The following is a 25,657-nucleotide window of genomic DNA, read 5'->3' as shown; positions in this document are numbered from 1 at the left end:
ACGGATAAAAGTAGTAGCATTTTTTAAAAAATGTGGGTTATGCTAATTTCTACTAGTTAAATATCTTCCAGTTTAACAAATAGGCTTAAAAATTGTCTGAAATGGAAGTGCCCCAATTGTTGAGGCATAGAATAAGCAGGTAAAGTATGCGTTTTAGGGATATGTTTATGAAACAAGGTGTAGGAATAATCATTTTTGCTTTACTCCTGAGCTGGCAGGCAGAGGCGCAAAAGTATAGCACAGCTGTGGGTTTACGTTTTGGTAATGAGAAATACGGCATCAGCATGAAGCAGCGTATTTTTAAAACTTTGGCTGTAGAAGGTTTGATGACTGCCGGAGAACGTGAACTGGTAGGTACGTTAATGCTGGTAAAGCACTATCCGGTTTTGGGTAGAGGTCTTAATGTATATCTGGGAGGCGGTGGCCACCTGGGTGGGCTAAAAGAATTTGGGCCGGTACTGGGTATAGATGCTATGGTAGGTATGGAGGTGAAATTACCCTTTATGCCTTTAACAGTCTCCGCCGACTTTAAGCCAGCTTACCATATTTTGCACGAGGACTGGTTTGAGGCTGGCACAGCGGTCTCAGTACGCTATATCATAGGAAAGGATACCAAAAAGCAAAGGGTAAAAAAGCGAGAAAAGCGTAAACGCAAGAAGGAAAGAGCCAAAAGAAAAAAAGAAAGGCAGAAGGAGCGTGAAAAACGAAAAAAAGAGAAGGAAGACCAGAGCTTTTGGGAGCGTATAGGTGTAAGTGAGCTTTTTAAAAAGTCTGAAGACAAAAATTGATTGTCAGGGGATTGACAAACTTTTTGAGTAACAAATCGGTATTTATAGTATGAAAAAAGTAATATCATACCTAATAGTTTTATCCGCTTTCGTCGGATTTGCTTGTAGCAGTAATAGCCAGCCCAGCCAGTCGCAGAATGCTGATCGTGAAGAAACGGCTGCTCATACTAAAGGAGGAGTGAAGTATATTGGTATCTGGGCGTCTGAGATGAAAAGCGGCTACGAATATGAGTTTTCTGATTCTGAGTGGAAAGATAAGCTAAGCGAAGATGAGTTTTACATCTTAAGAGAAGCAGGAACGGAGCGAGCTTTTTCCAGCCCTCTGAATAAAATTAAAGAAGCGGGAGTGTTTTATTCTGCCGCAACTGGTCAGCCTTTGTTTACAACATCTACCAAGTTTGAATCTGGTACAGGATGGCCTAGCTTTACCCAGCCTATCAGCGAAAAAGCTGTGGTATTAAAAGAAGATAATACCTATGGTATGACACGTATAGAGGTGCTGGATAGTAGCAGTGGCTCTCATCTGGGACATGTGTTTCCTGATGGTCCAAAGCCAACAGGGCTAAGGTATTGCATGAACGGTGATGCCATGTTGTTTGTAGCTAAAGGAGATAAACTACCTGCTTTGGTAAAAGAATATCTGGAGAAACATCCTGAAGAAAAGCCAGAGCTTTAAGCTTGCAATAAGGTAAGCAGTTCACTAGGTTTATGGACAATGTACGTAGGCTTTAGCGTTGCTAAGACCTTTTCTGTATGCGCTCCCCAGCTCACAGCAATCATGTCCATGCCTATATTTTTAGCGGCTTCTATATCGCGCATCTCATCCCCGATATACACTATCTCACTCATTTTAATGGCTTTCTCTCTCATGATTCTGCGTAAGCTTCTACTCTTACCAAAAAGATTGCTGGAAGTATAGATAAAATCAAAGTGGTTGAGCTTATGCGTTTTTAAAAACTGCCCGACATTATGTTCCGAGTTAGAAGTAAGTATGCCCAGGCAAAAAACCAGACTTAGCTGCTCTAAAACTTCTTTCATTTGAGGGAAAGGGCGAGAGAGGTGTACCTCCTGCTGAAAAGCTTTTTTTACTTTAGCTGCGATAACTGGTACTTTAAGTAAGGGAACATTCAGCTCACGAAAAGCCTCCAGGGTAGATTTTGTTCTGAATAGTGGTATGTCTTTTTCCTCAATCTTCTGAAAGCCGTACTCTTCGGCAAAGCTATTACTAATTTGCAGCAAACGGTGCAGGGAGTCGGCAATAGTACCGTCAAAATCAAAGAGAAGAGTAGTTTTAGAGTTTAACATCTGGGCTTTTATTAAGCTGTAATGACTTTTCCAAAGTTCATATATTCATGCAAACAGATGTTAAGCGTGAGTAGTATAGAGAAGTCTATTTAAGGTTGACCTCCTCTATCGCTCTTAGAATAATATCGCAGGCTTCTTCTATTTCTTCGTCTGTGATAATCAGGGGAGGAGCAATACGCATTGCATTATCGCAATAAAGGAACCAGTCGGTTACTACCCCCAGCTCAATAGCACGATCAATAATCGGTTTGAGTACTTCAAAAGATTCAAACGCTACTGCCATCATTAAACCTTTGTGGCGAATCTCTTTGATTTTAGGATGTCGGAGGAGTTTTTTGAAAAGCCCGGCTTTATGATCAGCCTGTTTGTATAGTTTTTCTTCCTGTATGGTCTGGAGGGTAGCCAATGAAGCTGCCGCACTTACCGGATGTCCACCAAATGTAGAGATGTGTCCTAGTATTGGGTTTTCACGCAGTGTACCCATTATTTCAGGTGATGACATAAATGCTCCGATAGGCATGCCTCCACCCATACCTTTGGCAGAGACCAGTATATCAGGAACAATGCCGTAGTGTTCAAAGGCCCAGAATTTGCCAGTACGACCAAAGCCTGCCTGTATCTCATCCAGTATGAGCAGTGTACCAGTTTGGTAACAGCGTTCTCTTAAAATCTGAAAGTAGTCTTTCTTAGCCACTCTTACGCCTGCCTCTCCCTGAACGGTTTCTATAATGACAGCTGCAGTACGTTCGCTAATGTGTTCTAAATCATCATAATTGCCAAAACGTATGTGCTGAACTCCGGGAAGTAGCGGACGGTAAGCCTGTTTAAACCCTTCGTTACCACATACTGAGAGTGAGCCCTGTGTAGAACCATGATAAGCATCTACGCAGGAAATTAGCTCATGGCGACCAGTGAAGCGTTTGGCCAGTTTGAGAGCGCCTTCTACAGCCTCACTACCAGAGTTAACGAGGTAACAGCTATTAAGGGGAGAGGGTAGCGTTTTTGCTAAGGCTTCGGCGAGCTGCACCTGAGGTGACTGTACAAATTCGCCATACACCATTACGTGCATGTACTGATCTACCTGCTCTTTAACTGCCCGCACCACTTTTGGATGGCGATGGCCCAGGTTGCTTACGCCAATACCAGAGATAAGATCCAGATAACGTTTGCCATCAGGGCTGTACATGTATATACCTTCCGCACGCTCAATTTCCAACATTAAAGGAAAGTGTGTAGTCTGTGCCAGATGGTCTAAAAAAAGTTGCCTTTGCGAAATATTGCTCGTGATACTTCCTCCCATTCAATCACTATTTTTGTACAAATTTAAGGTTTTAGGTGGGAACTCAAGAATTAACTTAATAATTCATTTGAGTGTAAATACTGTTGTGAGCCAGGGTAGTACTGAAGAATAAGTAGTTAAGTAGTAAGCAGTGGTTGCGAAATTTTATTTACGGACAAAGACTTTTTTCATTCTGGAAACCATTTTTTTCTCCTTATTCCAGAAGAAAGAAAACTGCCCGAACAAAAAGCCATATACCAAAAGCAAAATCTGGTAGGCAGGCATTACAAAAGCGATGTACGTAACGGTCTTAAGCCACATGCTGGTAGTTTCGTCAAAGCCTATCCATTCAAAAAAGATTTTGCGAACCATTACCACCGTGCTACCGGTAAGAGAAAATACAAGAAGGACAATAAATACCTGATAGATGCTATTCAATTCCCACTTTTCCTGAAGCTTTGCTAGGAAGCCTGTTTTATTAGGCAGTGCTTCTTCTTTCATAAGAGTTTCCTTTTCAAAATTCACCGCCAAAACTAATCAGATAAAGACGGAGAAAAAAGCTATTGATAAATTTTGTAGTAATTGCTTAAATGGTATTACTAAACAAGGCTGTTTTTGGCTTGTGTTTCCACATACGAGCGTCTAATGCCATACAAACATTTCTCAAAAAAGGTTTGCCCTCTTCAGAAATTTTAAGAGAATGTTTTTCCAGACTAACAATTTTATCTTCTATAAGCTCATGTAGGCGCTCTTTTAGCTCTGCAAATAGCGAGGCAGGTGCTTCTGCACCTTTCCAGTGGGTCTGCTGCTGACACATGAGGTTAAGTATGTGCCGACGAATTATTAGGTCTTCCTGATTAAGAATATGCCCCCGGTAAATGGGAAACCTGCCTTCTTCTACCTGCTGCATATAAGCTTCTACACTTTTCATATTTTGTCCGAAGGCTGTCCAGGTATCACTGATAGATGAAGCGCCCAGGCCAATCAGCAGTTGAGTAGCAGCAGTGCAGTAGCCCATAAAATTACGGTGCAGACTTTTATTTTGGCTTGCCTTGTAAAGGCTATCATTCTGATGTGCGAAGTGATCCATGCCAATTTCGTAATAACCTTTATCTACCAGCAGTGCTTTGCCGGTTTCGTATAGTTTTCTTTTTAAATGGTGAGAAGGTAGGTCTTGCTCATAACTTTTTTGGGCAGGTTTGAGCCAGGGTACATGAGCATAGCTGTAAAAGGCAATACGGTCGGGTCTCAAAAGGGCTGTTTTCTCTATGGTATCCCTTACACTGGTTTCAGTTTGTAGTGGAAGTCCATAGATCAGATCAAAGTTGATAGAAGTGTAGCCAATTTCTCTGGCAATTGTACTTACCTTTTTTATCTGCTCAAAAGTTTGAATACGATTTACTTTTCGCTGTACAGCCTCATCAAAATCCTGTATGCCCAGGCTCATCCGACGAAAACCCAATGTGTAGAGAGCTTGCATATGCTCTTTGCGAGTGTTGTTGGGGTGTGCTTCAAAACTCATTTCAGTCTCCGGACAAACCTTTCCCTTTGCCAGTATAGTATTGATCAGATACTTCAGGTTTTCCGGACTAAAAAAGGTAGGTGTGCCTCCTCCCAGGTGTATCTCCTTAATTAAAGGAGCCTCGCCCAACAAATTACAATACAGCTCCCATTCTTTAAGTAGTGTGTTGATGTACGGCGATTCTACCGTATGATTGACGGTGATTCTGGTATTGCAACCACAATAGGTACATAAACTTTCGCAGTAGGGCAGATGTATGTAGATACTAAGCCCATCTTTTTTACTTCCTTCGTAAGTCGCTTTTACCTGAGCTTTCCATACCTCTTCTTCTGGTGCTGACTGATCCCAGTAGGGTACAGTAGGGTAGCTGGTATAGCGAGGGCCGGGTACATTATATTTATGGATTAACGCAGTATTCATGAAATTAATGTTTAATGACAGATAGGAATGCCAGCCTGCTGATCTTTAATAAGCTTTGGGCTGAGGTAGGGTATGTCTAATGACATTCCTCTAAGAATAAATACGATGCCCATACAGGCAACGACATAGGGCATAGCTGAGCGAATACGGTTTCGTAAACTCAGATTGACCCACTGCCCGAAAAATGTGGCGAGTAGCATAACAGGCCAGGTGCCTAAGCCGAAGAGCAGCATATAGACAGCTCCCTCACTTATGCTGGCAGAAGCAGTTGCACCAGCCAACCCCAGGTAGACCAGGCCACAGGGAAGTAGCCCGTTCAGACTACCTATCATAAACATAGACGGGTAGGTGCGCATGCCAAATAAATGTTGCATTTGCTGCTTTACTCTGGCAATTATGCCTGCTAGCTTTGTATTTGGGTTTAGCCTACGAGTTAGTGTAGGTGGTAATAGCACTGCCAGAATAATGGCAACGCCCAAACCTACAGAAAGGCTCTGCTGTATTCCTGCCATGGCAAAACTCTGGCCTAGCAAACCAAATAGGGCGCCCATACAGCCATAAGTGAAAATGCGCCCCAGGTTGTATAGAAGGCTACCCAAAAGTCTTTGGCTGCTCGCTTTACCAGGAAAGGGTAAGGCTAGAGCTATAGGGCCACACATACCCACACAGTGGAAACTCCCTAAGGCTCCTAAAGCAAATGCTGTATAAACAAACTCCATTTTAGTGTATATAAACAGACTCTTCCAGATAATAGGACTCACTTCCATCTGTCCAGTCCAGCTTAATTTTATAGTGTCCCTTAAGAAGCTCAGCAGTAGGAATTCGTTGAGTTTGCTCTTGATTAAGACTAAGCTGTGTGCTTATGTCAAAACGAGCATCGGAAGGACGAAAAAGCTTAATTCTACCTTCTAACTGCTGTTGTTGCGTATGAGGAAACTGAATGACAAGGTGCTGGTCTTGTTGAGAAAAGCTGATGCTGCCTTTCAACTTTTGGGTGTTTGAAATCTTATCAATCTGCTGCTGATACTGTAATTCCTGCTGATAATAGTCTTCCGCTACCAGATCTATATTTTGCTGAAAGCTTTTGAATACCAGCATGCCAATGAAAAGTACAAAGGCAGTAAATGCGAAAGTTATTTTATATCCCCAATTCATTTTTTTGGTGTTTAAGTAGAAGCCTAATTATGCTTAGAATTGCTTACTTTATTTTGCCGGTCCTAAAAAGTTGGTTTCTACTGTTTCTAAGAGTTTATCGCCGGAGTATACGCCTAAATGTATTTCTGTTTTCATTTGCTGAAGGTCGTTTTTGTCAAAGATGATAAAGAGAGCACTTTCAGCAAGGCCTTGCTTTTCCAGAAAAAGCTGCTCATTTCCTACCATTTGCAGACTACCTTTTTCTTCATGCAGCTTTAAATGGATAGGCATACTCTGGTTGGTTTTGTTGATAATTTTAAGGTTGTACAGATTACTGATTTTGTTGTTTCCCTGATCCTGATAGAGCATACCGGGTGTTCTGAGCAAGCTGGTTTCTACCTCGGAGCGCATAAGCAGCAGGCCACTCATTACCCCCAGTAACGCTAGCAGCACAATGGAGTAGGCGATACTACGCCGGGTAAAGTGAAATTTTTTGCCTTCGGCGATATTCTCTTCCGAAGCGTAGCGGATGAGGCCTTTGGGTAAGCCTACTTTTTCCATAATATTATCGCAGGCATTTATACAGGCGGTACAGTTTACACACTCCAACTGGGTACCGTTGCGAATATCTATACCGGTAGGGCATACCTGTACGCACTGCTGGCAGTCTATACAGTCTCCTTTATCGTTAGCCTGACGATTTTCATTTTTCCTGAGCTTAGCCCGCTTTTCGCCTCTTTTATAATCGTAAGCGACTACTACTGACTGCCGGTCTAGTAGCACACCCTGAAGACGCCCGTAAGGGCAAACATTGGTACAGACCTGCTCACGAAACTTGGCAAATACGAAGTAGAATACGGTAGAAAATAATATCATGCTAAACAGCCCCCCAATATGTTTGGAAGGTGAGGCCGTCACGATTTCTTCCATTGCTTCTATTCCAATTATATAGGCCAGAAAGGTATTTCCGATTAGAAAAGAGATGGCGTAGAAGATAACATGCTTGCTTAGCTTTTTGGTAATTTTTTCCTGGTTCCAGGCTTGTTTGTCTAACTTTCGCTGGGCCATATAGTCGCCCTCTATCCAGTACTCAATTCTGCGAAAGACCATCTCCATAAAAATAGTTTGGGGGCAGACCCACCCGCAAAAAATACGACCATAGACTACCGTAAACAAAATAATGAAAATAACCAGTACTAAAGTCGCAAATACGAAAAGGTAAAAATCCTGTGGCCAGAAGATCTGCCCTAAAATTACAAACTTGCGTTCCAGAATATTAAGCAGTAGAAGAGGTTCTCCCTTAATTTTGATAAAGGGGCCTGAGAACAGGAAAGCCAGAAGTACTATGCTTACCAGAGTGCGTGTGTTGTAAAACTTACCTTTTGGTTTTTTCGGGTAAATCCACACTCGTTTTCCTGCCTCGTCCACGGTAGAAATTCTATCGCGGAAAGAGTTTTGTACTTCGCTTTGTTGATTCAGCGTATCCATCTTCTCCTGTATTTTGCTCATACTATTTGCCTGCTCAGGGCTTTGCTTATTTCATAGCCATTTTATCACGCTCGTATAGTTCGCCTTGAGGTTCTTTAGGATTGGGAGGGTTACTACCTTCCAGAGTAATGATGAAGCTACTGATGTCCTGCATTTCACTGGGACTTAGTTGACTGTTCCAGGGAATCATTCCTTTTGCGGGTACACCGTACTTTATCGTTTTAAAAATATCATTGACGCTGCCTCCATGAATCCAGTAACTATCAGCCAGGTTAGGGCCTACGCCTCCTTCACCCGCCTGTCCATGGCAAGGAGCACACTTCTGTACAAAAAGTGTCTGCCCATTGGCTATGCGGCCTTCGTCTTCTACAAAAGTGACATTGCTTTCGTCAATATTATTAGCCGAGGTGGCCAGATAGGCATCTACCTCTGCTTTGGCCATGGCCATTTGCTTCTCGTATTCTTCATTTTGCAGGTCGCCAGTATCAAACACATGGAAGTGTAAAAGGTAGGCTAGACCGAATACTATAGTAAGGTAAAACATGGCTTTCCACCAGGGCGGCAGGTTATTATCCAACTCTACAATACCATCATAAGCATGGTCTGTCATAATCTCCTCTTCCCGATCTACGGGCACCGCATCAGTGAGCCTTTTCATGATACGCTGGACAAAACTATCTTCATTTGCCTTCTGCCCTATACTTTCGGTGGCGCTAGTCTGCTGGGTTTGCATTACACGTTTAGCAATAACTTTTACTACCACATACATGGTAATCACCACAATCAGCATGATGACCTCCAGGGTAAGTATTCCCCAAACTACTACCTCCTGCCCGTACGCCTCCCAAAAGTTAGCTGTATTTTGGGCATTTGCCGGTGCCGATACAAAAAGCATAGCAAGCAGAAGCAAGCTAAAAGCACTGGTTTTCTGTATTCTTTTCTTCATGATGAGTTAAGATTTTGTCTGTTCCTGTGCAGGCTGTTTTACTTTATCATCCAAAGGCAGGCTGGCGATTTCTGCAATCTCTCTTTTATCTGCTCTCATGACCCATAGCAAGAGGACTAAGAAGAAGGTAAAGAAAATGATGAAGGAGATTAGCGGATAGATCTCTATTCCTGCTATGGTCTCCATATGATATTTAATAAATTTGAGCATAATTTCAGATGTTTATAGAAGGTGGCAGGCTGGCCTGAGCCTGTAGCCTGCACCCTCTAAGAAATATTTATTGATCTGCTTTAATGTCGGTACCCAGCCTTTGCAGGTAAGCAATCAGTGCGATAATCTCTTTGTCAGCTTTTACTGCTATTCCGCTTTCTTCAAGATTTTTGGCAATTTGGGCTGCCTGCTCCTTCAGGTCTTCCATAGCCTGAGTGTCAGCATAACCTTCAGGGTAGGGTACACCTAATGTTTGCATGGCTTCTATTTTGGCAGAGAGCTGGCTCACGTCCAGGTTTTGCTCAAATAGCCAGGGGTAAGGAGGCATAATAGAGCCCGGTGACATAGACTCAGGGTCTAGCATGTGATGATAGTGCCAGGAGTCAGGGTATTTCCCGCCTAGCCTCAGAAGGTCTGGTCCGGTACGTCGTGATCCCCATAAGAAAGGATGATCGTAAACAAATTCACCGGCTTTAGCATACTCCCCATAGCGCTCGGTTTCGGAGCGGAAGGGGCGTACCATCTGCGAGTGACAGTTGTTACAACCTTCTTTAATGTAAAGGTCGCGACCTTCCAATTCCAGAGGTGTGTAAGGTTGTACGCTGGCAATAGTGGGTACATTAGATTTTACAAGGAAGGTAGGAATCATCTCTACCAAGCCACCAATTAGTATGGCGATCAGGCTCCAGAACAGTAGGGCTACTGGCCGACGTTCAAACAGTCTGCGGTGCCAGTGTTCATTCTTAGGACCTTCATAGCCTTTGGCTAATGGCGCAGCCTGTGCTTCTTCATCTTTAAGTAATGAGCCACTGGCAATGGTTTTTACCATATTGTAGATCATCACCAATACACCTACAATATATAAAGCACCCCCTCCGGCCCGTAGCATATGCATAGGACGAATCTGAGTAACGGTTTCTAGAAAGTTGGGGTATGCCAGCAGTCCTTCTTTTGTAAACTCTTTCCACATCAGACTTTGAGTAAAACCAGCCCAGTAGAGCGGGAGCGCATAAAATATGATGCCCAGAGTACCTATCCAGAAGTGTACATTAGCCAGTTTTTTGGAGTATAGCTGAGTTCTGTAGAGTCTGGGAATCAGGTAGTACATCATCCCGAAAATCATGAAACCATTCCAGCCCAGACCTCCGATATGTACGTGGGCGATAATCCAGTCTGTAAAGTGCGCAATGGCATTCACGTTTTTAAGAGATAGCATAGGTCCCTCAAAAGTAGCCATACCGTAGCAGGTGATGGCGACAACAAAAAATTTGAGAATGGGCTCTTCTCTCACCTTATCCCAGGCGCCCCGTAGCGTAAGTAAACCATTAAGCATACCACCCCATGAGGGAGCAATCAGCATAATAGAAAATACAACCCCCAGTGACTGCGCCCAGTCCGGTAGTGCATTATACAAAAGGTGGTGCGGGCCGGCCCATATATAGATGAAGATGAGCGCCCAGAAGTGAATAATAGAAAGCCGGTACGAATAAACAGGACGATTCGCTGCTTTAGGGACGAAGTAGTACATTAACCCCAATACCGGAGTGGTAAGAAAGAAAGCTACAGCATTGTGGCCATACCACCATTGGATAAGCGCATCCTGCACTCCGGCATACCAGGAGTAGCTTTTCATGAAGCTAATTGGCAGCTCAAAGTTATTTACGAGGTGAAGTACAGCTACCGTAACGAAAGTAGCAATATAGAACCAGATGGCAACATACAGGTGCCGCTCTCTTCTTTTCAGAATGGTGGCGAACATGTTCCAGCCAAAAACCACCCAGATAATAGTAATCGCGATATCTATGGGCCACTCCAGTTCGGCGTATTCTTTACTGGAGGTAAAACCGAAGGGTAGAGTAAGTACGGCCGAAAGTATAATCAGCTGCCAGCCCCAGAAGTTAATTCTACTAAGCAGGTCGCTATACATACGGCTTTTGCAAAGTCGCTGTAGCGAATAGTATACGCCGGTAAATGTACCATTACCAACAAAGGCAAATATGACAGCATTGGTATGCAGAGGGCGTATTCTACCGAAGGTAACATACTGTATTCCTAAATTTAGTTGTGGAAAAACCAGCTCCAGGGCCACATACAAACCTACTAGCATGCCAATAAGCCCCCAGATTACGGTAGCCATGGCAAACATTCTTACGATTGCATTATCGTAATAAAAGGTGTCAAGCTGGTCGGAGTGCAGCTGTACCCCAATGTGGTCGCTTCTTCTCCTTGTCTCTATACTCGTTGACATATCCGATTACTTATTGTTTGATTGATTGTTTTTTGAATGAGGCTCGTCAAAAAGAATCCGAACCGAAGGTGTGTAATCATCATCATATTGTCCGCTGTAGGTGGCCCAGAGGAAGGCTCCCAGAAAGCCCAGGGCTACTAGCAGGCTGATGCCGATAAGAATAAATATTGCGCTCATGATCTTTTGCTTTGCTACAAATAAAGAGGAGTACAACAGAGATTGAAATGATGAGCATCAGGGAAAAAACTGATTAAAGTCAGCTTTTCAGAAGGTTTGTATTTAGTCTGAAATTTATGATTTAAACTACCTTCTAAACATAAAAAAACAGCTCCTTTAGAAGAGCTGCAGATAGTAGAAAAAAAGAAAGGACTAACCTTAGGCTGGGGGTAGGAGCTTCCTTGCCCGTACGTTTATTGCCAATGTAATAAAGCCAACTACTGTAACAGAACTGAGAGGCATAAGTATTGCAGCTACCAAAGGAGTAAGCATACCACTGACAGCAAAACTTAGACCCAGCAGGTTATACAGAAAAGAAAACAAAAAAGCCCCCCGTATAACACGCATGCTGGATTGAGTGAAGGCCAGGAAGCGATCCAGATATTTAAGCTTTTGCGCATCCAGAATAGCATCGCAGGCAGGAGAAAAGTGGTAAATATTATCAGCTACCGCAATACCTATACTGCTTTGCTTTAGTGCCCCGGCATCGTTTAGTCCATCGCCAAGCATTAGAGTAGTTTTCCCTTCTGAGTCCAGTTTTTTAAGATACTCCAGCTTATCTAATGGAGATTGCCTGAAGTGCATTTCTTCAAAATAGGGAGCCAGCTTTTCTTTTTCTCTGTCATTATCCCCAGACAATAAATGTCTTTTGTACATTCCGCTCAGCTGATGCATCAGACTACTAAACCCTGGCCGATAGAGGTTGTCAAATTCATAATAGCCTTTAAGCACACCATCAATTTTTAAATACACTCGCGTAGTGGATGTGTCGCCTGAGCTTTGTCCACATAGATAGCTTTCTGAGCCTAGGTATAACTCGTGCTCACCAATTATCGCATGTATGCCTTTACCAGGGATTTCTTCAAAAAAACTGCAAATGTTGAGTCCTAAATAATCAGGTAAAGATTGATAAATAATTTTGCTCAATGGGTGAGTAGAGTGCTGCACTGCTGAGCGTAGCAGTTCTTTTTCTTGAGTACTTAAGCTTGTTCCCCGCAACTTTAGCTGTTGAGGTTTAGACTGGGTAATGGTGCCTGTTTTGTCAAAAATGATGTCGCTAATTTTGCTCAAAAGCTCTATGGCCTGTGTGTTTTTAAGGTAAAGACCTCTCTTGCCCAGCGCTCGCATACTATGTCCGAAAGTAAAAGGAAGCGTAAGTGCCAGCGCACAGGGGCAAGCAACAATCAATACGGCAGTTACAGTATTGATGAGCATACTACTATCATGTACCAGCCAGTAGACTGCTGTAAGAAAACTGATACATAAAATAGCTATGGTAAAGTATTTACTGACAACATCCACTACCGAACTAAGATGTACTTGCTTGTCTTTGCTGAAGACGTCCTGATTCCAGAGTTCAGTAAGGTAGCTATTGGCTACAGCTTTGCTTACTTCAACCGTAATACTGCTGCCTACCTGTCGGCCACCTGCGTAGAGCTTGTCTCCACTGCTTTTTTGTACCGGAACAGCCTCTCCGCTCACAAAGCTATAATCTATATTCGCGGCTCCTTTTAGCAAAATAGCATCTGCGGGAATCAGTTCCTGATTACGGATAATGAGTTGATCTCCAACCTGGACATCTTTTAGGGGAATATTCTGTTCTTTGTCATCATTAATTTTGCTTACAGCTACCGGAAAGTAAGAGGCATAGTCTCTGTCGTAAGACAGTGCCTGGTATGTTTTACTTTGGTACCATTTGCCAATGAGCAGAAAGAAGACCAGCCCGCAAAGCGAGTCCATATAACCGGGGCCACTAGCGCTGAGTATTTCGTAGGTACTGCGACCAAACAAAGCAAAAATCCCAAGTGCGATAGGTATATCTATATTAATAAACCTATGCCTGAGTCCTTTCCATGCAGATATGATGTAGTCCGAAGCCGCATAGAAAAATACCGGTAATGCCAGAAGGAGGTTCAGGTAGGCAAAAAACGATTTATAGTCATCAGCTAAAGAAAAATCAGTATCAAGATACTCGGGAAGGCTAAGGAGCATGGTATTTCCAAAGCAAAAGCCTGCCAGCCCAATTTTTACTGCCAGGCTGCGGTTTGGGCTCGCTTTTTTGTTTTGGCTTTCTGCCAGAGTAATTTCAGGGGCGTAGCCTAGCCCCGCCAACAATTCAGCTAACGCTCTCAGGTTTAGTTTGTCAGCATTGAAAGTGATACTTAGTTTTTTGTTGAGAAACTGGACGGAGGTGTGGCAGATGCCTTCTTGCAACTGCTGTAAATTCTCCAGCAACCAGATGCAGGAACTGCAATGAATGGCCGGAATATACAGGCTTACCTTTTTTATGTTAGCATCCTGAAAATCATACAGTTTGTCAGCAATCTCTGCATGATCCAGAAAGGCAAATTTTTGCCCCTGACTATAATCTTTCTGGCTAATGCCAGGAGCATTTTCCAATGTATAATACTGCCCTAGCTTATTAGCATCTAGTATTTCGTAAACAGTTTTGCAGCCCTGGCAACAGAAGGCTTTTTCGTCAAAATGTATCGTTTCTTCTATACAGTCTTCACCACAGTGGTAGCACTTCTCCTGAACCCATACATCAGCCATATATGCATTGTTTGTTTCTTCAAAAGAAGAGGAAAATGCTCAAATGGAGTATGATGGCCATCACCGTTTAATATGACTTTTGTCAGTTTTTGTGTCCGCCCCAAGATTAACGATGTATTGAAAATAGTGAAAGCTTTGCGTCAGGCGTATGGCTTCTAATTCCTGCTGCAAAAATTCTGGTAGATCTGACGTAGGGGACTGACTGACCAACAGTAAATTACGGTTGGGTTCTAGGGCGTAGGGTAGGGTATGAGAGGAAGCCTCACAAACCTTATGAATACCTAAATTACCAAAATGAAGTCGGAGGTACTCAATAAGAATTTTTTCTTCCTGTGCGGAAAATAATGTGTGAGAAGAAAGGCAGGGTAGCAATATGGTAACGGGTAACTTCCTGCACAGGTGGTGTAAACTAAAATTTAAAGATTGTGTGGTTATTAGTGCCATAGGGCTGGCATCATAGATAAGAAGAATCTGTTCAATCAGACTTTTTTTGTTGGGGATTACCAGTAGCGGACAGCTTGCTTTTTTGAGCAATTGCTCCATAGGACGAGCCTGTCCATAATAAAGACAGTAAGCATGATAATTCGTTTCATTAATTAGTAGCAGGTCGGCATACTGACTTTCGTTTAGTATATCTTTCAGGCTGTGGTTAGCTGTACTTAGTTTTTTTGAGTTTTTGCCTGATGAAGTAATTTGCTGCTTACCAATGGCTGAATGCCTGAGCGCGTTAGCATGGTCTACCAGACTTAACTCATTTTCCTGACTATGGATCAGGTTATCCAGATAAAATGTGAGTAATAGGTTTTCAGGGTGATGTAGGTGTGTTTGTATAAAGTGCTCTTCCATTTCGCCTTCATCTGCTACATCCAGGCAAATCAAAATTTTCTTCCGGTTCATAATCCTCTCATTTTGTCTACTGCAAAGACAGTCCTTGAATGAAGCAAAAATACAGCAGCCCTATAGGGTACAAAATGATAGCTGTCAGATGAAAAAATGATATTTATCAGCAAAAAATAATGAGTACAGATTTAAGACTGGGCTAGGAGAGGAAGGATTTAAAATAAAGCCGAAATTATTGTTCCGGCAGTAGTTTTTGTTTTGGTACCTTATCAGAAAAGATTAGCAATTTTACTTAAACCTTTAGGGTCGTCTATCATAATCTTGCGTCCTTTGGTACTAATTAGCTTATCTTCTTTAAACTCATGTAGCAACCTTATAAGAGTTTCTGTTGCAGTACCCACCATATTTGCAAGGTCTTCGCGAGTCAGGTTAATTTCTATTGGGCCATTGTCGTGGCTATCCATCCCATACGTGTCTTTTAGTTTAAGCAAAGTGATGGCAAGGCGCTCTCTTACCGTACGCTGTGCCTGGTTAGTCAGGTTTTCATTCATTACCCCAATTTCGTGGCATACCTGCTGCAATATCTTTTTGTTCAGCTCAGAGGATTCCGCCAGAGTTTGCAGAAAGTTTGGGCGAGACAAGAAGCAAACAGTACAGTCTTCCAGAGTTTCAGCAGAGACAGAGTAAGGTTCTTCGGCAATCATTGCTTTATATCCTAGTAGGCCGCCAGCTCCTGCAATGCTTATGATTTGCTCTTTGCCATCGTAACCAATCTTATAAATTTTGATTTTGCCGGAGTTTACACAAAAAACGCCTAAAGGTCGGGTGCCTTCATGAAACAAGATCTGACCTTTTTTATAGACAGTGCAAGACTTGTTTTCTGAGATGTAACTTAGCTGATGGCTGCAAAGTCCACTAAACAATGAAGAATTTCTGGAACGACATTCTTCGCAGGAGATAACAGTCTGGCCCTTACGCATAATTTCTTAATGTTCTTGATGGATAATAACTAAGTTAAGAAAGACAATACTATTGGCAAGAAGAAAAAAATAGATTGTATGTCAAAATTTTAAACGCTGGGTATAGAATCGTGGTTCACATTTCAGATATTCTAAATTCTATTTTTTAATCACATATAATTTTTTGATATGCACAAAATACTTCCATTACTTTTTTGCTTTACGGTTTGCCTGACTTTAAGTAGTAGAGCACAGTTTGCTATAGATGTAGAGAGTGGTGCAGCATTTACCGGATACAATGAAATTCAGGTTCCTGGAGGAGAAGGAACCCGTTTTGAACTCACCGATCAGTTGGATGTAAACAACAGTTTTTTTTATCGCATTCGTTTACTTTACACCCTTAATAATAAACATACCTTTAGCGTACTGTATGCTCCATTAAATATAAAGGCTCAGGGCTATACGACTAAGGATATAAACTTTGCTGAACAGATTTTTTCTACCGCAGATGCCCTAAACGCCAGCTATAAATTTAACTCTTATCGTTTTACCTACCGCTACCTGTTTCCCAGAACCGGCAATTTTCAGTTTGGTCTGGGGGCTACTGCCAAAATAAGAGATGCTAAAATAGAGCTGGAAGACAATGAAAAGAGCGCTTCTACTACTGACCTGGGATTTGTTCCTCTGATCAATTTCAGGGCAGAGTGGTTTGCAAAAGAAAAATTGAGTGTATTGCTACAGGGCGATGCTTTGGTGGGCAAGCAGGGTAGAGCAGAGGATATTTTTTTAGGCGGGCTTTTTTACCCAAATGAGGATGTTTCACTAAAACTTGGCTATCGTATTCTGGAAGGAGGAGCGGATGTAGATCAGGTATACAATTTTTCGTTAATACACTATGCGGTCATAGGAGCTACAGTGAGTTTTTAGACTGTAACCTCTTTGGTACGATGTAGGAGTCTGTGTTGTTTAAAGTTGATGGTATGTAAAACTACAAGCACTACAGAAGCCGCCATAGATGAATAGAGCGCAGACTCGTACACATCGTGCAACAAAATAGAAGCACAAAACCAACTCACAGTAAGCCATAGCGCCATTCGCAGATAAAGGCCAGCATTACGAGCAGCATAGTAAACAGCCGATAGAGCTAAACCCATAAATATGTAGTCTACCCATTCCGCATGAGCGCCCCATTCTTCGTTGAGCATTCCAGCAAATACTAGTACAGGCAAAAGCATGCAATGAACTACACAAAGAATAGAACTAACAATACCTACGGTGTCTGCTTTACGGTCTGAGAATAACATCTAACTTTATTTTGGAACAAAGATAAGAGCTTAACGGTCTTACTTGCAACATAGTTGCATGAAAAATAGCTTTTACTTAAAAAAAGTTCCTTTGCTTAACACCACCTGAGCATAAGAGTTTAGAAAAGCACTTTTATTAAAATGTATAAAGCAAAAAAAAGCCTCACCCCAAGGTGAAGCTCTTTATCTGTTTGCGAAACATTATTGCTTATCTGTCCAATGGGCGATGATTGCTACCTGTGTAAATCTGACGAGGACGGCCGATAGGCTCTTTGTTCTCGCGCATTTCTTTCCACTGTGCTATCCAGCCTGGCAGACGTCCTAGTGCGAACATTACAGTAAACATATCGGTAGGGATACCCATAGCACGATATAGTATGCCTGAATAGAAGTCTACATTAGGATATAATTTTCTTTCTTTAAAGTAATCGTCATTAAGAGCGGTTTCTTCAAGTTCTTTAGCGATATCCAGTACCGGGTCAGTAATACCCAGTCCGCTAAGTACCTCATCTGCGTTTTTCTTGATGATTTTAGCTCTGGGGTCAAAGTTTTTGTATACACGGTGCCCAAAGCCCATTAAACGGAAAGGATCGTTTTTGTCTTTGGCTTTGTCAATGAATTTCTTCACATCACCACCCGCATTTTTGATCTGCTCAAGCATTTCTATCACCGCCTGGTTAGCTCCACCGTGTAGAGGTCCCCACAGGGCGTTAATACCCGCAGAAATAGAAGCGTAAAGACTAGCCTGAGAAGAACCTACCACACGTACAGTAGAGGTAGAGCAATTCTGCTCATGGTCTGCGTGTAAGATTAAAAGTTTGTCCAATGCGTCGGCACGGGTAGGGTCTACTTCGTAGCCTTCAGCAGGCAGGGCAAACATCATTTTAAGGAAATTACTGCAATAGTCCAGTGAGTTGTCGGGATAGCTTACCGGATGTCCAATTTTATGTTTGTAAGCCCATGCAGCAAAAGTTGGCATTTTAGCCAGTATACGAATAATGCTTAGGTTTACTTCTTCTTTTGAACGATTAGGGTCCAGAGACTCAGGATAAAAGGCAGTAAGTGAGCACACTAAAGATGAAAGAACGCCCATTGGGTGGGCACTGGAAGGGAAACCATCCAGAATTTTTTTGATATCTTCATGCACTAGCGTATGGTGGGTGATTTCTTCTCTGAAAGACTGAAATTCACTTTCGCTAGGTAACTCGCCGTAGATCAGCAAATAGGCAGTTTCTAAAAAACTGGACTTGGCAGTCAGGTCTTCTATTGAATAGCCTCTGTAACGAAGCACACCATTTTCTCCATCTAGATAGGTGATAGAGCTGGTAGTAGAGCCTGTGTTCTTAAAGCCCGGATCCAAGGTGATATAGCCGCTCTGTGCTCTCAGCTTGCTAATATCAATACCTTTTTCTTGCTCCGTCCCCTCAATAATTGGAAATTCATAAGATTTCCCATCTACTTTAAGTTCCGCAGTGTTATTGGACATATTTGGAATGATTTAAATAGTAATAAAAATTCAAGCTAAAAATAATCGATAACATTGTAATAAAATATTTTATGTACTAATTGTTGCCAAGTATTAGCGGTAATCCGTCGCTACCACTACCAATGACTACAACTTTTGCATTGCTGGATTCAGACAGGTGGGTGGTTGCCTCTATGCCTCGCATTTTCAGCAGTTCGTTGGTCAAACTGTTGTTAATAATCTTGTTGGCTTCGGCTTCTCCCTGTGCGGCGATACGCTTACGTTCCGCTTCACTCTTTTCTCTTTCCAGTCTAAATTGATAAGCTAATGCTTCCTGCTCTTGTTTTAATTTATTTTCAATAGCCTGCTTAATCTGGTCAGGTAGGTTGATAGAACGAATAAGCAGCGCGCGCATTTGTATATTATTGGCCTGATCTTCCAGTATGGCTTCTGTTTCTTCAATAATAGAAGTTTCTACTTCGCTACGTTTGGTGGAGTATATCTCTTCTGCGGTATAGCGGCCCATAACTCGCCTTACTGTAGATCGTGTTTCAGGTATAATCAGCTTATCAACATAATCTTCCCCAAAAAGCTCGTGAATAAAACCTATTTTGTCGTACATCGGGTGAAAACGAACAGTGACATCTACTTTTAAAGACAGCCCGTTTTTATCCAGCACATCCATAGTCTCGTCTACGCTGTTTTCTTTTACATCGTATACGTACATATCATTCCAGGGAGCTTTTACTACAAAACCTGGTGAGTAGACCTTGTCTTTATCCAGTCCGCCAGAAAATTTTTTGAAGAGCACACCGCGTTCACCGGCATTAATCGTCAGGAATATACTGGAAGAAAGGTAAACGATTGCAATAAACAGTGCGATGCCAGTTACGATAAAAGGCAAAAATTTTCGGTTATCCATAGGTGGCTGTGTTATAATAGTTAAGCTTTATACGTAAAGCATCGTGCATTTTACAAAGCAAATGAAAAAATATTATGCAAGCCTACTTTTAGCCAGCTGCACACAATAAAAAGTATTTGCTCTTAACAAGAATGCCAGAAAAACGATTACTTACGTATACTTTATAAATATGCATGCTGGTGTAAAAAAACTGACAAATTTTTAATCTGACAGTATTTTTTGATATTAATACCAAGCTAATGCTCATAAATAATCCTAATTTTGCGCTAAATTAATAATTACAGGCAGAAATATGTACTACAACTCGATTATAGAAACCATAGGGGATACTCCCTTGATCAAATTAAACAAAGTTACAGAAGGCATAGAGGGGACTATACTGGTAAAAGTGGAGTATTTTAATCCGGGCAACTCGGTAAAAGATCGTATCGCCATTAAAATGGTAGAAGATGCCGAAAAGGCAGGAATCATAAAACCTGGCGGGACTATTATTGAAGGTACTTCCGGTAATACGGGTATGGGGCTGGCCTTAGCTGCTATTTCTAAAGGGTACAAATGTATCTTTACGCTCGCTGATAAACAGTCGCAGGAAAAAATTGATATCCTGAGAGCAGTAGGTGCCGAAGTAGTAGTATGCCCTACCAATGTTTCGCCTGACGATCCTCGCTCATATTATTCGGTCGCCAAAAAATTAAACGAGACTATTCCTAACTCATTTTATCCTAACCAGTACGATAACCAGTCAAACTGGACGGCTCATTACGAAACTACTGGACCGGAGATATGGAAGCAGACTGAAGGAAAAATTACGCACTTTGCTGCGGGTGTAGGTACCGGGGGTACAGTAAGCGGAGTATCTAAGTACCTGAAGGAACAAAATGAAAAGGTGTTTACGCTGGGGATAGATACGTATGGTTCTGTATTTAAGAAGTATAAAGAAACCGGAGAGTTTGACGATAATGAAGTTTTCCCTTACCTGACCGAAGGTATAGGAGAGGACATTATCCCAAAAAACGTGAATTTTGACGTTATTGATGAATTTGTTAAGGTAACAGATAAAGACGCGGCCATTATGGCAAGACGTCTCTCTCGCGAAGAGGGTCTGTTTATTGGCTGGTCTTGTGGTTCTGCGGTATTTGGTGCTTTAAAATACGCTCGCAAAAATCTGAAGAAAGATGATGTGATGGTAATCATATTGCCAGATCATGGTACTCGCTATTTAGGAAAAATTTATAACGATAGCTGGATGAAAGACCATGGCTATCTGGAGAAGAGAGAATTCGCTACTGCTCAGGACATACTTAAGGCGCGTAATGGCCATAGCCCATTGGTAACTGTGTCAGTAGATACCACAGTTGGAGAAGCTATTAAAATTTTGAACGAAAGAGGTATTTCGCAGATCCCTGTAGTAGAAGGAGATGCTTATGTGGGTAGCCTTACCGACTCTAAGCTTTTACATCAACTGATTGATAATCCGGCGATTAAGTCTGAGCCAGTATCTACCATTATGGATAAACCTTTTCAGTTTATCTCTATACACGATACTTTAGACGTATTATCCTCTTTAATTGACAAAAACAATAAAGCTTTGCTAGTACGTGACCGCCTTAACCAGGTACACATTATTACCCGCGCCGACCTTTTGGTAGCCATGAGTAATTAGCACTGACATTTTTACCTAGAACTTCAACCCGGTTAACTGCCGGGTTTTTTTATGAATTTCTCCCAGTTGCATTTCTTGATGTTTTATATCAATTTGTGGCAGATTTCAATTATTACTAACGTTCGTATTACAACACTCATGAAAAAACTTAAACTTAACCTATCGGCTAGTTTGCTAGCGGCTACTGCGATCACATTTGGAGCATGTTCATCTGGAGGAAGTTCAGAAGAGACAGCAGAAAGCACAGAACCTAAAACTGAAACTGTAGCTGCTTCTGAAGAAGAAGAAGGAGAATGGGTAGAATTGGTAAAAGGCAGTACCATTGAAGGCTGGACACAGTTGAATGGAAAAGCTACTTACGAAGTAGATAATGGTGTAGTGACAGGTACTACCAAGCTGGGTGAGCCTAATAGCTTCCTTACAACTAACAAAATGTATGATGACTTTATCTTAGAGTACGAAGTGAAAGTAGACCCTCGTATGAACTCAGGTGTCCAGATTCGTAGTAATTCTTATGAGAAAGATACTACTTATGTGTTTACTAACAAAGAGGGAGAAACTGAAGAAAAAACAGTAAAAGCTCCTCGCGTACACGGATATCAGGTAGAAATTGACCCTTCTGAGCGCGCGTACAGCGGTGGTATCTATGATGAAGGCCGCAGAGGTTGGTTAGCTGACCTGGCTGATAATGAGGAAGGTCGTAAGGCATTTAAAAATAATGAGTGGAATAAATATCGTGTAGAAGCTAAAGGAGATACGATACGTACATTTATCAATGGTGTGCAGACTGCTGAATTGTTAGATGATATGACTGCCAGCGGATTCATTGGTTTGCAGGTACACTCTACCAAAATTGAAGACCCTATGCAGGTGCAGTGGAGAAATATCAGAATTAAGGAATTATAGTCTTTTAAAAAGCTATAGATAAATATTGGAAAGGTTAAAGGTGCTCCTAAAGCTACTTTTAACCTTTCCTTTTTTAGAACGGATCTACATCTATAACAGTACTTGTCCTTTTAAGCTGCTTATCTTTTTCCAGTATGTTGCAGGCTTCAATAATGATTTTTTTTGCCTTTTGGATAAAGCTCTGGTTCCTTTCAAGTTTAATCATCAGCTGCATCAGGTACTGATTTCTTAGTCTGGAAATGAGTGGTTCTTCTGGCCCTAATACTCTTTGGTTACCTAATACTTCCCTTAAGTTTTCGCTAAGCTGCTTAGCCGCACGATTACAGCTTGTTTTGTCAGGGTTTTTGATAGTGATACGAATCAGTCGTACGAAAGGGGGGTAGTGGTACTCCTGCCTTTCAGCTATTTCTTCCTGATACAAACCAATATAGTCGTTAGAGACAATTTTGTGTAGAATGGGCTGCTCAAGATTGGTAGTCTGGATAATAACTTTACCTACTTTATCTCGCCTTCCCGATCGTCCACTAACCTGAGTGATGAGCTGAAAAGTACGCTCATGAGAACGAAAATCAGGAAAGTGTATCATACGATCGGCATCAAGTATACCTACCAGACTTACTCCATCAAAATCAAGACCTTTACTTACCATCTGGGTACCTACCAGAATATCCATTTCGCGTTTGGCAAAAGCGTCAATAATCTGCTGGTAGCTATTCTTTTTACGGGTAGTATCCAAATCCATACGTTGTACCCGGGCATCAGGAATAAGCATCTGTATTTCTTCTTCCAGCTTTTCTGTGCCATAACCAGCAGTTTTAAGTTTGGTAGAGCCACAGGCTTCACACTCCAGGTGTAGCTTTTCATGATGCCCACAATAGTGGCAGCGTAGTTCGTAAGCAAACTGATGGTAAGTAAGGCTGACATCGCATTGGTTACATTTGGGAATGTGTCCGCAGTCTTCACACAAAATGTATGGAGAATACCCTCTTCGGTTCTGAAAGATAATTACCTGCTCTTTGAGGCCGAGTACAGCTTCCATCTGTTGCAGAAGTACCGAAGAAAAATCTTCTCGCATGGTGCGTCTTTTCTTTTCTTTGCGAATATCTACCAGCTCTATTTCGGGGAGCTGTGCATTTCCAAAGCGTTTGTTCAGGCTTACCAGTCCGTACTTACCCTGTACAGCATTGTAATAAGACTCTACTGAAGGCGTAGCAGAACCCAGAAGGGCTTTGGCATGATGCATTTTCGCGAGTACCAGAGCTACATCACGAGCATGGTAACGTGGCGCCGGGTCAAACTGCTTGTAAGAAATTTCATGCTCCTCATCTACAATTATCAGCCCCAGGTTTTCAAAGGGGAGGAGCACAGCCGATCGTACGCCTACTACTAGCGGGTAGCGGCCATCCAGTATGCCTTGCCAGACCTCTACTCTTTCATTATCTGAAAATTTAGAGTGATATATGCCCATCTGGTCGCCAAAAATCTTTTTAAGGCGATAGACAATCTGCGTGGTAAGCGCAATTTCGGGTAATAGATAAAGTACCTGACCACCACTGGATAGCACATCCTGTATCAGGTCTATATAAATCTCTGTTTTTCCACTACCGGTAACCCCATGTAAAAGTACCGTATCCTTTTCGTTAAACTGAGCAAGAATTTGATCTTTGGCCTGTTGCTGACTATCAGTTAATTCAATTTTGGCTTCCTGGGTAGGCGCTACCGGTTGAAAGCGAGAGACCACCTCTTCAAATTCTTCCAGTATACCATTTTTAATTAAAGTATTTACGGAAGAGGTAGAAACGCTCTCGTTGTTGAGTGAAGATTTAAGCAAGCCCTTCTCATTAGATTCCTGTTTTTGGAAGTCAGGTTTAAGTTGGGCGTAGCGGAGTAGTACGTCCAACTGTTTTGGTTTCTTCTCCAGTTCCTGAAAAATATTCTCCAGGCTTACTTCATCATGCGCGTATTTAGGCTGAAGGCGAACTCGCTTAACAATTTTGGGTTTGTATTTTTCTTTTACTTCCTCAAAAATCAGTATGGCTTCTTTGCGTATCAGAGATTTTATGACGTGGTAGAAGTTTTTCTCTTCCAGCAGGTTGCCAATATCATTATAGGTAAGTGTCTGCTTTTCTTCTAACGCTTCCAGAATTTTGTATTCCTTATCATTGAGGTCTCCATCAAATTCTTCTAGGTCAAATTCCGGATTGAGCTGTACTTTGGACTCACTGCTTAGCTTTAGACCTGAAGGTAGGGCTACGTTTAGCACTTCTCCTACGGTACAGGCATAGTAGTCTGCTATCCACTGAAAGTGCTTAAGCTGAATTGGATGTACTACGGCCTGCTCATCCAGCACTTCTAAAATATAACGAGCCTGGTACTTTTGTGGAGGGTTCTGATGTAACTTACCAATGACACCAGTAAGAATTTTTTTACTGCCGAACTGAACAATAACCCGGCTTCCAATTTGTACCTGCTGCTCCATATCTACCGGAATGCGGTAGGTAAACAGTTTAGGAATTGGTACTGGCAGCATTATGTCTGCAAACCATGTAATGCGCTCGGCTGGTGCTTCTACGTTAAGTTTTAATTGATCCAAAGTATTACTATCAACTGAATTTATAGCGAAAGAATTCTAAGCAGCAATAGAAATCACTACAGTGTGCTAATGTAACCCAATCTCGCTTATTTGTAAAATTCAGTTTTTTGAGTAACCAAAAAAGTCCAGATATTCAGCACAATATTCGTTGAGCTTTTGCTGGTCTTCTGAACTTAAAAATGTTCTCCATTTGTCAATTTTACCATCAGCAATGTGCTTATCAATATACTGGCTGACATATGGGTATTGCTGACCTACTACTTCTTTTCCAATATCTTTTTTGCTCTGTTGTATAGATGTGTGTTCTACAATTTGTTTAATCTGCTCTTTGGTTAAAGGTATTTCCAGAGTATTTGCAATGTACTGTACCACTTTTTCGGGCTTGCGGACTAGATCTTCATATGCTATAATCTGCATATTAGGCGTAGATGCATAGAGGATAGAATTATACATCATATTTTTGATGTTATAGTTTTTGATCCAGTCATCAACTTCTTTAAGCCAACCTAATTGTATAAAAGAAACGATGATGTCCCTTATGTCACGGTGGGTAAAAAAACCATAAGATATTTTTTGCTTCACTCTTTTGGCAAGTAGTGGTACATATACATGGTTTTTTTTGACAAGTGTAGACCTTTCCTGTTGCAAAATTTTACGATAGTCTCTTTCATTTTCAAAATAAGTATCAAGCAATTGGGGCTTGCTGTGTACTACTTCATTAACCATATTAAATAAAAGAGTTGAGCCGGAGCGCTGCACTCCACATACTACAATATCTTTTATTTCCAGTGCCGAGTACTTGCGAGAGAATAGACTGGTATTCATGTACTTTGTATACAGTTTATACAAGCTAGGGTAGGAGTACATGATGTTTATGAGCTTATTCTTGATCACTA

General features: G+C 41.7%; 24 protein-coding genes. 5 read left to right on the top strand and 19 right to left on the bottom strand.

From position 1 onward, the window contains the following. The first annotated feature begins 146 nt into the window (after positions 1-146). Positions 147-788, top strand: coding sequence for a hypothetical protein (locus tag PZB74_RS21870; RefSeq protein WP_302239504.1), 642 nt, complete (start codon positions 147-149; stop codon positions 786-788). A gap of 49 nt (positions 789-837) precedes the next feature. Then, complete coding sequence (gene msrB, locus PZB74_RS21865; RefSeq protein WP_302239502.1) at positions 838-1,464, top strand: peptide-methionine (R)-S-oxide reductase MsrB; 627 nt, start codon at positions 838-840, stop codon at positions 1,462-1,464. On the opposite strand, the gene PZB74_RS21860 is transcribed toward msrB, so the two are convergent. The 14 genes from PZB74_RS21860 to PZB74_RS21795 all read right to left on the bottom strand — a co-directional run bounded on the left by PZB74_RS21860 (position 1,461) and on the right by PZB74_RS21795 (position 15,929). Beyond that, a complete protein-coding gene (locus PZB74_RS21860) occupies positions 1,461-2,093 on the bottom strand; it encodes an HAD-IA family hydrolase (RefSeq protein WP_302239501.1) in 633 nt (210 codons plus the stop codon). The two genes, msrB and PZB74_RS21860, sit on opposite strands and share 4 nt — an antisense overlap. Positions 2,094-2,178: 85 nt before the next feature. Beyond that, on the bottom strand, positions 2,179-3,369 hold the full coding sequence (locus PZB74_RS21855) for an aspartate aminotransferase family protein (RefSeq protein ID WP_302242854.1): 1,191 nt from the start codon (positions 3,367-3,369) through the stop codon (positions 2,179-2,181). A gap of 168 nt (positions 3,370-3,537) precedes the next feature. After that, entirely contained in the window at positions 3,538-3,873 is a 336-nt protein-coding gene (locus PZB74_RS21850) for a DUF6787 family protein (RefSeq protein ID WP_302239499.1), read from the bottom strand. 85 nt (positions 3,874-3,958) lie between these two features. Next, a complete protein-coding gene (hemN, locus tag PZB74_RS21845; RefSeq protein WP_302239498.1) occupies positions 3,959-5,314 on the bottom strand; it encodes an oxygen-independent coproporphyrinogen III oxidase in 1,356 nt (451 codons plus the stop codon). 11 nt (positions 5,315-5,325) lie between these two features. Further along, positions 5,326-6,081, bottom strand: a complete 756-nt coding sequence (locus tag PZB74_RS21840; protein ID WP_302239496.1) for a sulfite exporter TauE/SafE family protein — start codon at positions 6,079-6,081, stop codon at positions 5,326-5,328. Then, positions 6,035-6,469, bottom strand: coding sequence for a FixH family protein (locus PZB74_RS21835; RefSeq protein WP_302239494.1), 435 nt, complete (start codon positions 6,467-6,469; stop codon positions 6,035-6,037). Before PZB74_RS21835 ends, PZB74_RS21840 begins: the two co-directional genes overlap by 47 nt. A gap of 48 nt (positions 6,470-6,517) precedes the next feature. Beyond that, complete coding sequence (ccoG, locus tag PZB74_RS21830; protein ID WP_302239493.1) at positions 6,518-7,957, bottom strand: cytochrome c oxidase accessory protein CcoG; 1,440 nt, start codon at positions 7,955-7,957, stop codon at positions 6,518-6,520. Between the two features lie 25 nt (positions 7,958-7,982). Continuing rightward, entirely contained in the window at positions 7,983-8,882 is a 900-nt protein-coding gene (locus PZB74_RS21825) for a cbb3-type cytochrome c oxidase N-terminal domain-containing protein (protein ID WP_302239492.1), read from the bottom strand. 6 nt (positions 8,883-8,888) lie between these two features. After that, positions 8,889-9,092 carry a CcoQ/FixQ family Cbb3-type cytochrome c oxidase assembly chaperone gene (locus PZB74_RS21820; protein WP_302239491.1) on the bottom strand — a complete coding sequence of 68 codons (204 nt, stop codon included), beginning with the start codon at positions 9,090-9,092 and terminating at the stop codon, positions 8,889-8,891. Between the two features lie 67 nt (positions 9,093-9,159). Further along, positions 9,160-11,340 (bottom strand): cytochrome-c oxidase, cbb3-type subunit I, encoded by a 2,181-nt coding sequence (gene ccoN, locus PZB74_RS21815; protein WP_302239490.1) that lies wholly within the window; start codon positions 11,338-11,340, stop codon positions 9,160-9,162. A gap of 6 nt (positions 11,341-11,346) precedes the next feature. Continuing rightward, positions 11,347-11,517 (bottom strand): cbb3-type cytochrome oxidase assembly protein CcoS, encoded by a 171-nt coding sequence (ccoS, locus tag PZB74_RS21810; protein ID WP_302239488.1) that lies wholly within the window; start codon positions 11,515-11,517, stop codon positions 11,347-11,349. Positions 11,518-11,715: 198 nt separating this feature from the next. Then, a complete protein-coding gene (locus PZB74_RS21805; protein ID WP_302239487.1) occupies positions 11,716-14,109 on the bottom strand; it encodes a heavy metal translocating P-type ATPase in 2,394 nt (797 codons plus the stop codon). 60 nt (positions 14,110-14,169) lie between these two features. Then, positions 14,170-15,006 (bottom strand): hypothetical protein, encoded by an 837-nt coding sequence (locus PZB74_RS21800; protein ID WP_302239486.1) that lies wholly within the window; start codon positions 15,004-15,006, stop codon positions 14,170-14,172. A gap of 212 nt (positions 15,007-15,218) precedes the next feature. Further along, positions 15,219-15,929: a Crp/Fnr family transcriptional regulator gene (locus tag PZB74_RS21795; RefSeq protein ID WP_302239485.1), complete on the bottom strand. Its 711-nt coding sequence runs from the start codon at positions 15,927-15,929 to the stop codon at positions 15,219-15,221. Positions 15,930-16,097: 168 nt separating this feature from the next. On the opposite strand from PZB74_RS21795, the gene PZB74_RS21790 reads away from it, so the two are divergent. Beyond that, complete coding sequence (locus tag PZB74_RS21790; RefSeq protein WP_302239484.1) at positions 16,098-16,835, top strand: hypothetical protein; 738 nt, start codon at positions 16,098-16,100, stop codon at positions 16,833-16,835. Here PZB74_RS21790 and PZB74_RS21785 read toward each other — a convergent pair. The 3 genes from PZB74_RS21785 to PZB74_RS21775 form a co-directional block, all read right to left on the bottom strand. Continuing rightward, positions 16,832-17,212, bottom strand: coding sequence for a MerC domain-containing protein (locus PZB74_RS21785; protein ID WP_302239482.1), 381 nt, complete (start codon positions 17,210-17,212; stop codon positions 16,832-16,834). The two genes, PZB74_RS21790 and PZB74_RS21785, sit on opposite strands and share 4 nt — an antisense overlap. Before the next feature lie 208 nt (positions 17,213-17,420). Further along, positions 17,421-18,698 (bottom strand): citrate synthase, encoded by a 1,278-nt coding sequence (locus tag PZB74_RS21780; RefSeq protein WP_302239480.1) that lies wholly within the window; start codon positions 18,696-18,698, stop codon positions 17,421-17,423. 76 nt (positions 18,699-18,774) lie between these two features. Next, complete coding sequence (locus tag PZB74_RS21775) at positions 18,775-19,599, bottom strand: prohibitin family protein (RefSeq protein ID WP_302239478.1); 825 nt, start codon at positions 19,597-19,599, stop codon at positions 18,775-18,777. A 292-nt stretch (positions 19,600-19,891) separates the two neighbouring features. Between PZB74_RS21775 and PZB74_RS21770 the strand changes: the two genes are divergently transcribed. Next, the gene (locus PZB74_RS21770; RefSeq protein WP_302239476.1) at positions 19,892-21,262 is read left to right on the top strand and encodes a cystathionine beta-synthase; all 1,371 of its coding nucleotides are present in this window, start codon (positions 19,892-19,894) and stop codon (positions 21,260-21,262) included. Between the two features lie 138 nt (positions 21,263-21,400). Further along, positions 21,401-22,168 (top strand): 3-keto-disaccharide hydrolase, encoded by a 768-nt coding sequence (locus PZB74_RS21765; RefSeq protein WP_302239475.1) that lies wholly within the window; start codon positions 21,401-21,403, stop codon positions 22,166-22,168. A 73-nt stretch (positions 22,169-22,241) separates the two neighbouring features. Here PZB74_RS21765 and priA read toward each other — a convergent pair whose 3' ends face one another. Both priA and PZB74_RS21755 read right to left on the bottom strand, forming a co-directional pair. Then, positions 22,242-24,698, bottom strand: coding sequence for a replication restart helicase PriA (gene priA, locus PZB74_RS21760; protein ID WP_302242853.1), 2,457 nt, complete (start codon positions 24,696-24,698; stop codon positions 22,242-22,244). A gap of 162 nt (positions 24,699-24,860) precedes the next feature. Then, positions 24,861-25,586 carry a sulfotransferase domain-containing protein gene (locus PZB74_RS21755; RefSeq protein WP_302239474.1) on the bottom strand — a complete coding sequence of 242 codons (726 nt, stop codon included), beginning with the start codon at positions 25,584-25,586 and terminating at the stop codon, positions 24,861-24,863. Positions 25,587-25,657 lie beyond the last annotated feature (71 nt).

This window comes from Porifericola rhodea (genome assembly GCF_030506305.1).
Taxonomy (GTDB): domain Bacteria; phylum Bacteroidota; class Bacteroidia; order Cytophagales; family Cyclobacteriaceae; genus Catalinimonas; species Catalinimonas rhodea.
This window is presented reverse-complemented; position numbering and strand designations above follow the sequence as displayed.

What these genes read in the sequence shown, in the direction of transcription:
- PZB74_RS21870 (WP_302239504.1), top strand. Translation starts at nt 147, where the DNA reads ATGCGTTTTAGGGATATGTTTATGAAACAAGGTGTAGGAATAATCATT.
- msrB (WP_302239502.1), top strand. Translation starts at nt 838, where the DNA reads ATGAAAAAAGTAATATCATACCTAATAGTTTTATCCGCTTTCGTCGGA.
- PZB74_RS21860 (WP_302239501.1), bottom strand. Translation starts at nt 2,093, where the DNA reads ATGTTAAACTCTAAAACTACTCTTCTCTTTGATTTTGACGGTACTATT.
- PZB74_RS21850 (WP_302239499.1), bottom strand. Translation starts at nt 3,873, where the DNA reads ATGAAAGAAGAAGCACTGCCTAATAAAACAGGCTTCCTAGCAAAGCTT.
- hemN (WP_302239498.1), bottom strand. Translation starts at nt 5,314, where the DNA reads ATGAATACTGCGTTAATCCATAAATATAATGTACCCGGCCCTCGCTAT.
- PZB74_RS21840 (WP_302239496.1), bottom strand. Translation starts at nt 6,081, where the DNA reads ATGGAAGTGAGTCCTATTATCTGGAAGAGTCTGTTTATATACACTAAA.
- PZB74_RS21835 (WP_302239494.1), bottom strand. Translation starts at nt 6,469, where the DNA reads ATGAATTGGGGATATAAAATAACTTTCGCATTTACTGCCTTTGTACTT.
- ccoG (WP_302239493.1), bottom strand. Translation starts at nt 7,957, where the DNA reads ATGAGCAAAATACAGGAGAAGATGGATACGCTGAATCAACAAAGCGAA.
- PZB74_RS21825 (WP_302239492.1), bottom strand. Translation starts at nt 8,882, where the DNA reads ATGAAGAAAAGAATACAGAAAACCAGTGCTTTTAGCTTGCTTCTGCTT.
- PZB74_RS21820 (WP_302239491.1), bottom strand. Translation starts at nt 9,092, where the DNA reads ATGCTCAAATTTATTAAATATCATATGGAGACCATAGCAGGAATAGAG.
- ccoN (WP_302239490.1), bottom strand. Translation starts at nt 11,340, where the DNA reads ATGTCAACGAGTATAGAGACAAGGAGAAGAAGCGACCACATTGGGGTA.
- ccoS (WP_302239488.1), bottom strand. Translation starts at nt 11,517, where the DNA reads ATGAGCGCAATATTTATTCTTATCGGCATCAGCCTGCTAGTAGCCCTG.
- PZB74_RS21805 (WP_302239487.1), bottom strand. Translation starts at nt 14,109, where the DNA reads ATGGCTGATGTATGGGTTCAGGAGAAGTGCTACCACTGTGGTGAAGAC.
- PZB74_RS21800 (WP_302239486.1), bottom strand. Translation starts at nt 15,006, where the DNA reads ATGAACCGGAAGAAAATTTTGATTTGCCTGGATGTAGCAGATGAAGGC.
- PZB74_RS21795 (WP_302239485.1), bottom strand. Translation starts at nt 15,929, where the DNA reads ATGCGTAAGGGCCAGACTGTTATCTCCTGCGAAGAATGTCGTTCCAGA.
- PZB74_RS21790 (WP_302239484.1), top strand. Translation starts at nt 16,098, where the DNA reads ATGCACAAAATACTTCCATTACTTTTTTGCTTTACGGTTTGCCTGACT.
- PZB74_RS21785 (WP_302239482.1), bottom strand. Translation starts at nt 17,212, where the DNA reads ATGTTATTCTCAGACCGTAAAGCAGACACCGTAGGTATTGTTAGTTCT.
- PZB74_RS21780 (WP_302239480.1), bottom strand. Translation starts at nt 18,698, where the DNA reads ATGTCCAATAACACTGCGGAACTTAAAGTAGATGGGAAATCTTATGAA.
- PZB74_RS21775 (WP_302239478.1), bottom strand. Translation starts at nt 19,599, where the DNA reads ATGGATAACCGAAAATTTTTGCCTTTTATCGTAACTGGCATCGCACTG.
- PZB74_RS21770 (WP_302239476.1), top strand. Translation starts at nt 19,892, where the DNA reads ATGTACTACAACTCGATTATAGAAACCATAGGGGATACTCCCTTGATC.
- PZB74_RS21765 (WP_302239475.1), top strand. Translation starts at nt 21,401, where the DNA reads ATGAAAAAACTTAAACTTAACCTATCGGCTAGTTTGCTAGCGGCTACT.
- priA (WP_302242853.1), bottom strand. Translation starts at nt 24,698, where the DNA reads ATGCTGCCAGTACCAATTCCTAAACTGTTTACCTACCGCATTCCGGTA.
- PZB74_RS21755 (WP_302239474.1), bottom strand. Translation starts at nt 25,586, where the DNA reads ATGAATACCAGTCTATTCTCTCGCAAGTACTCGGCACTGGAAATAAAA.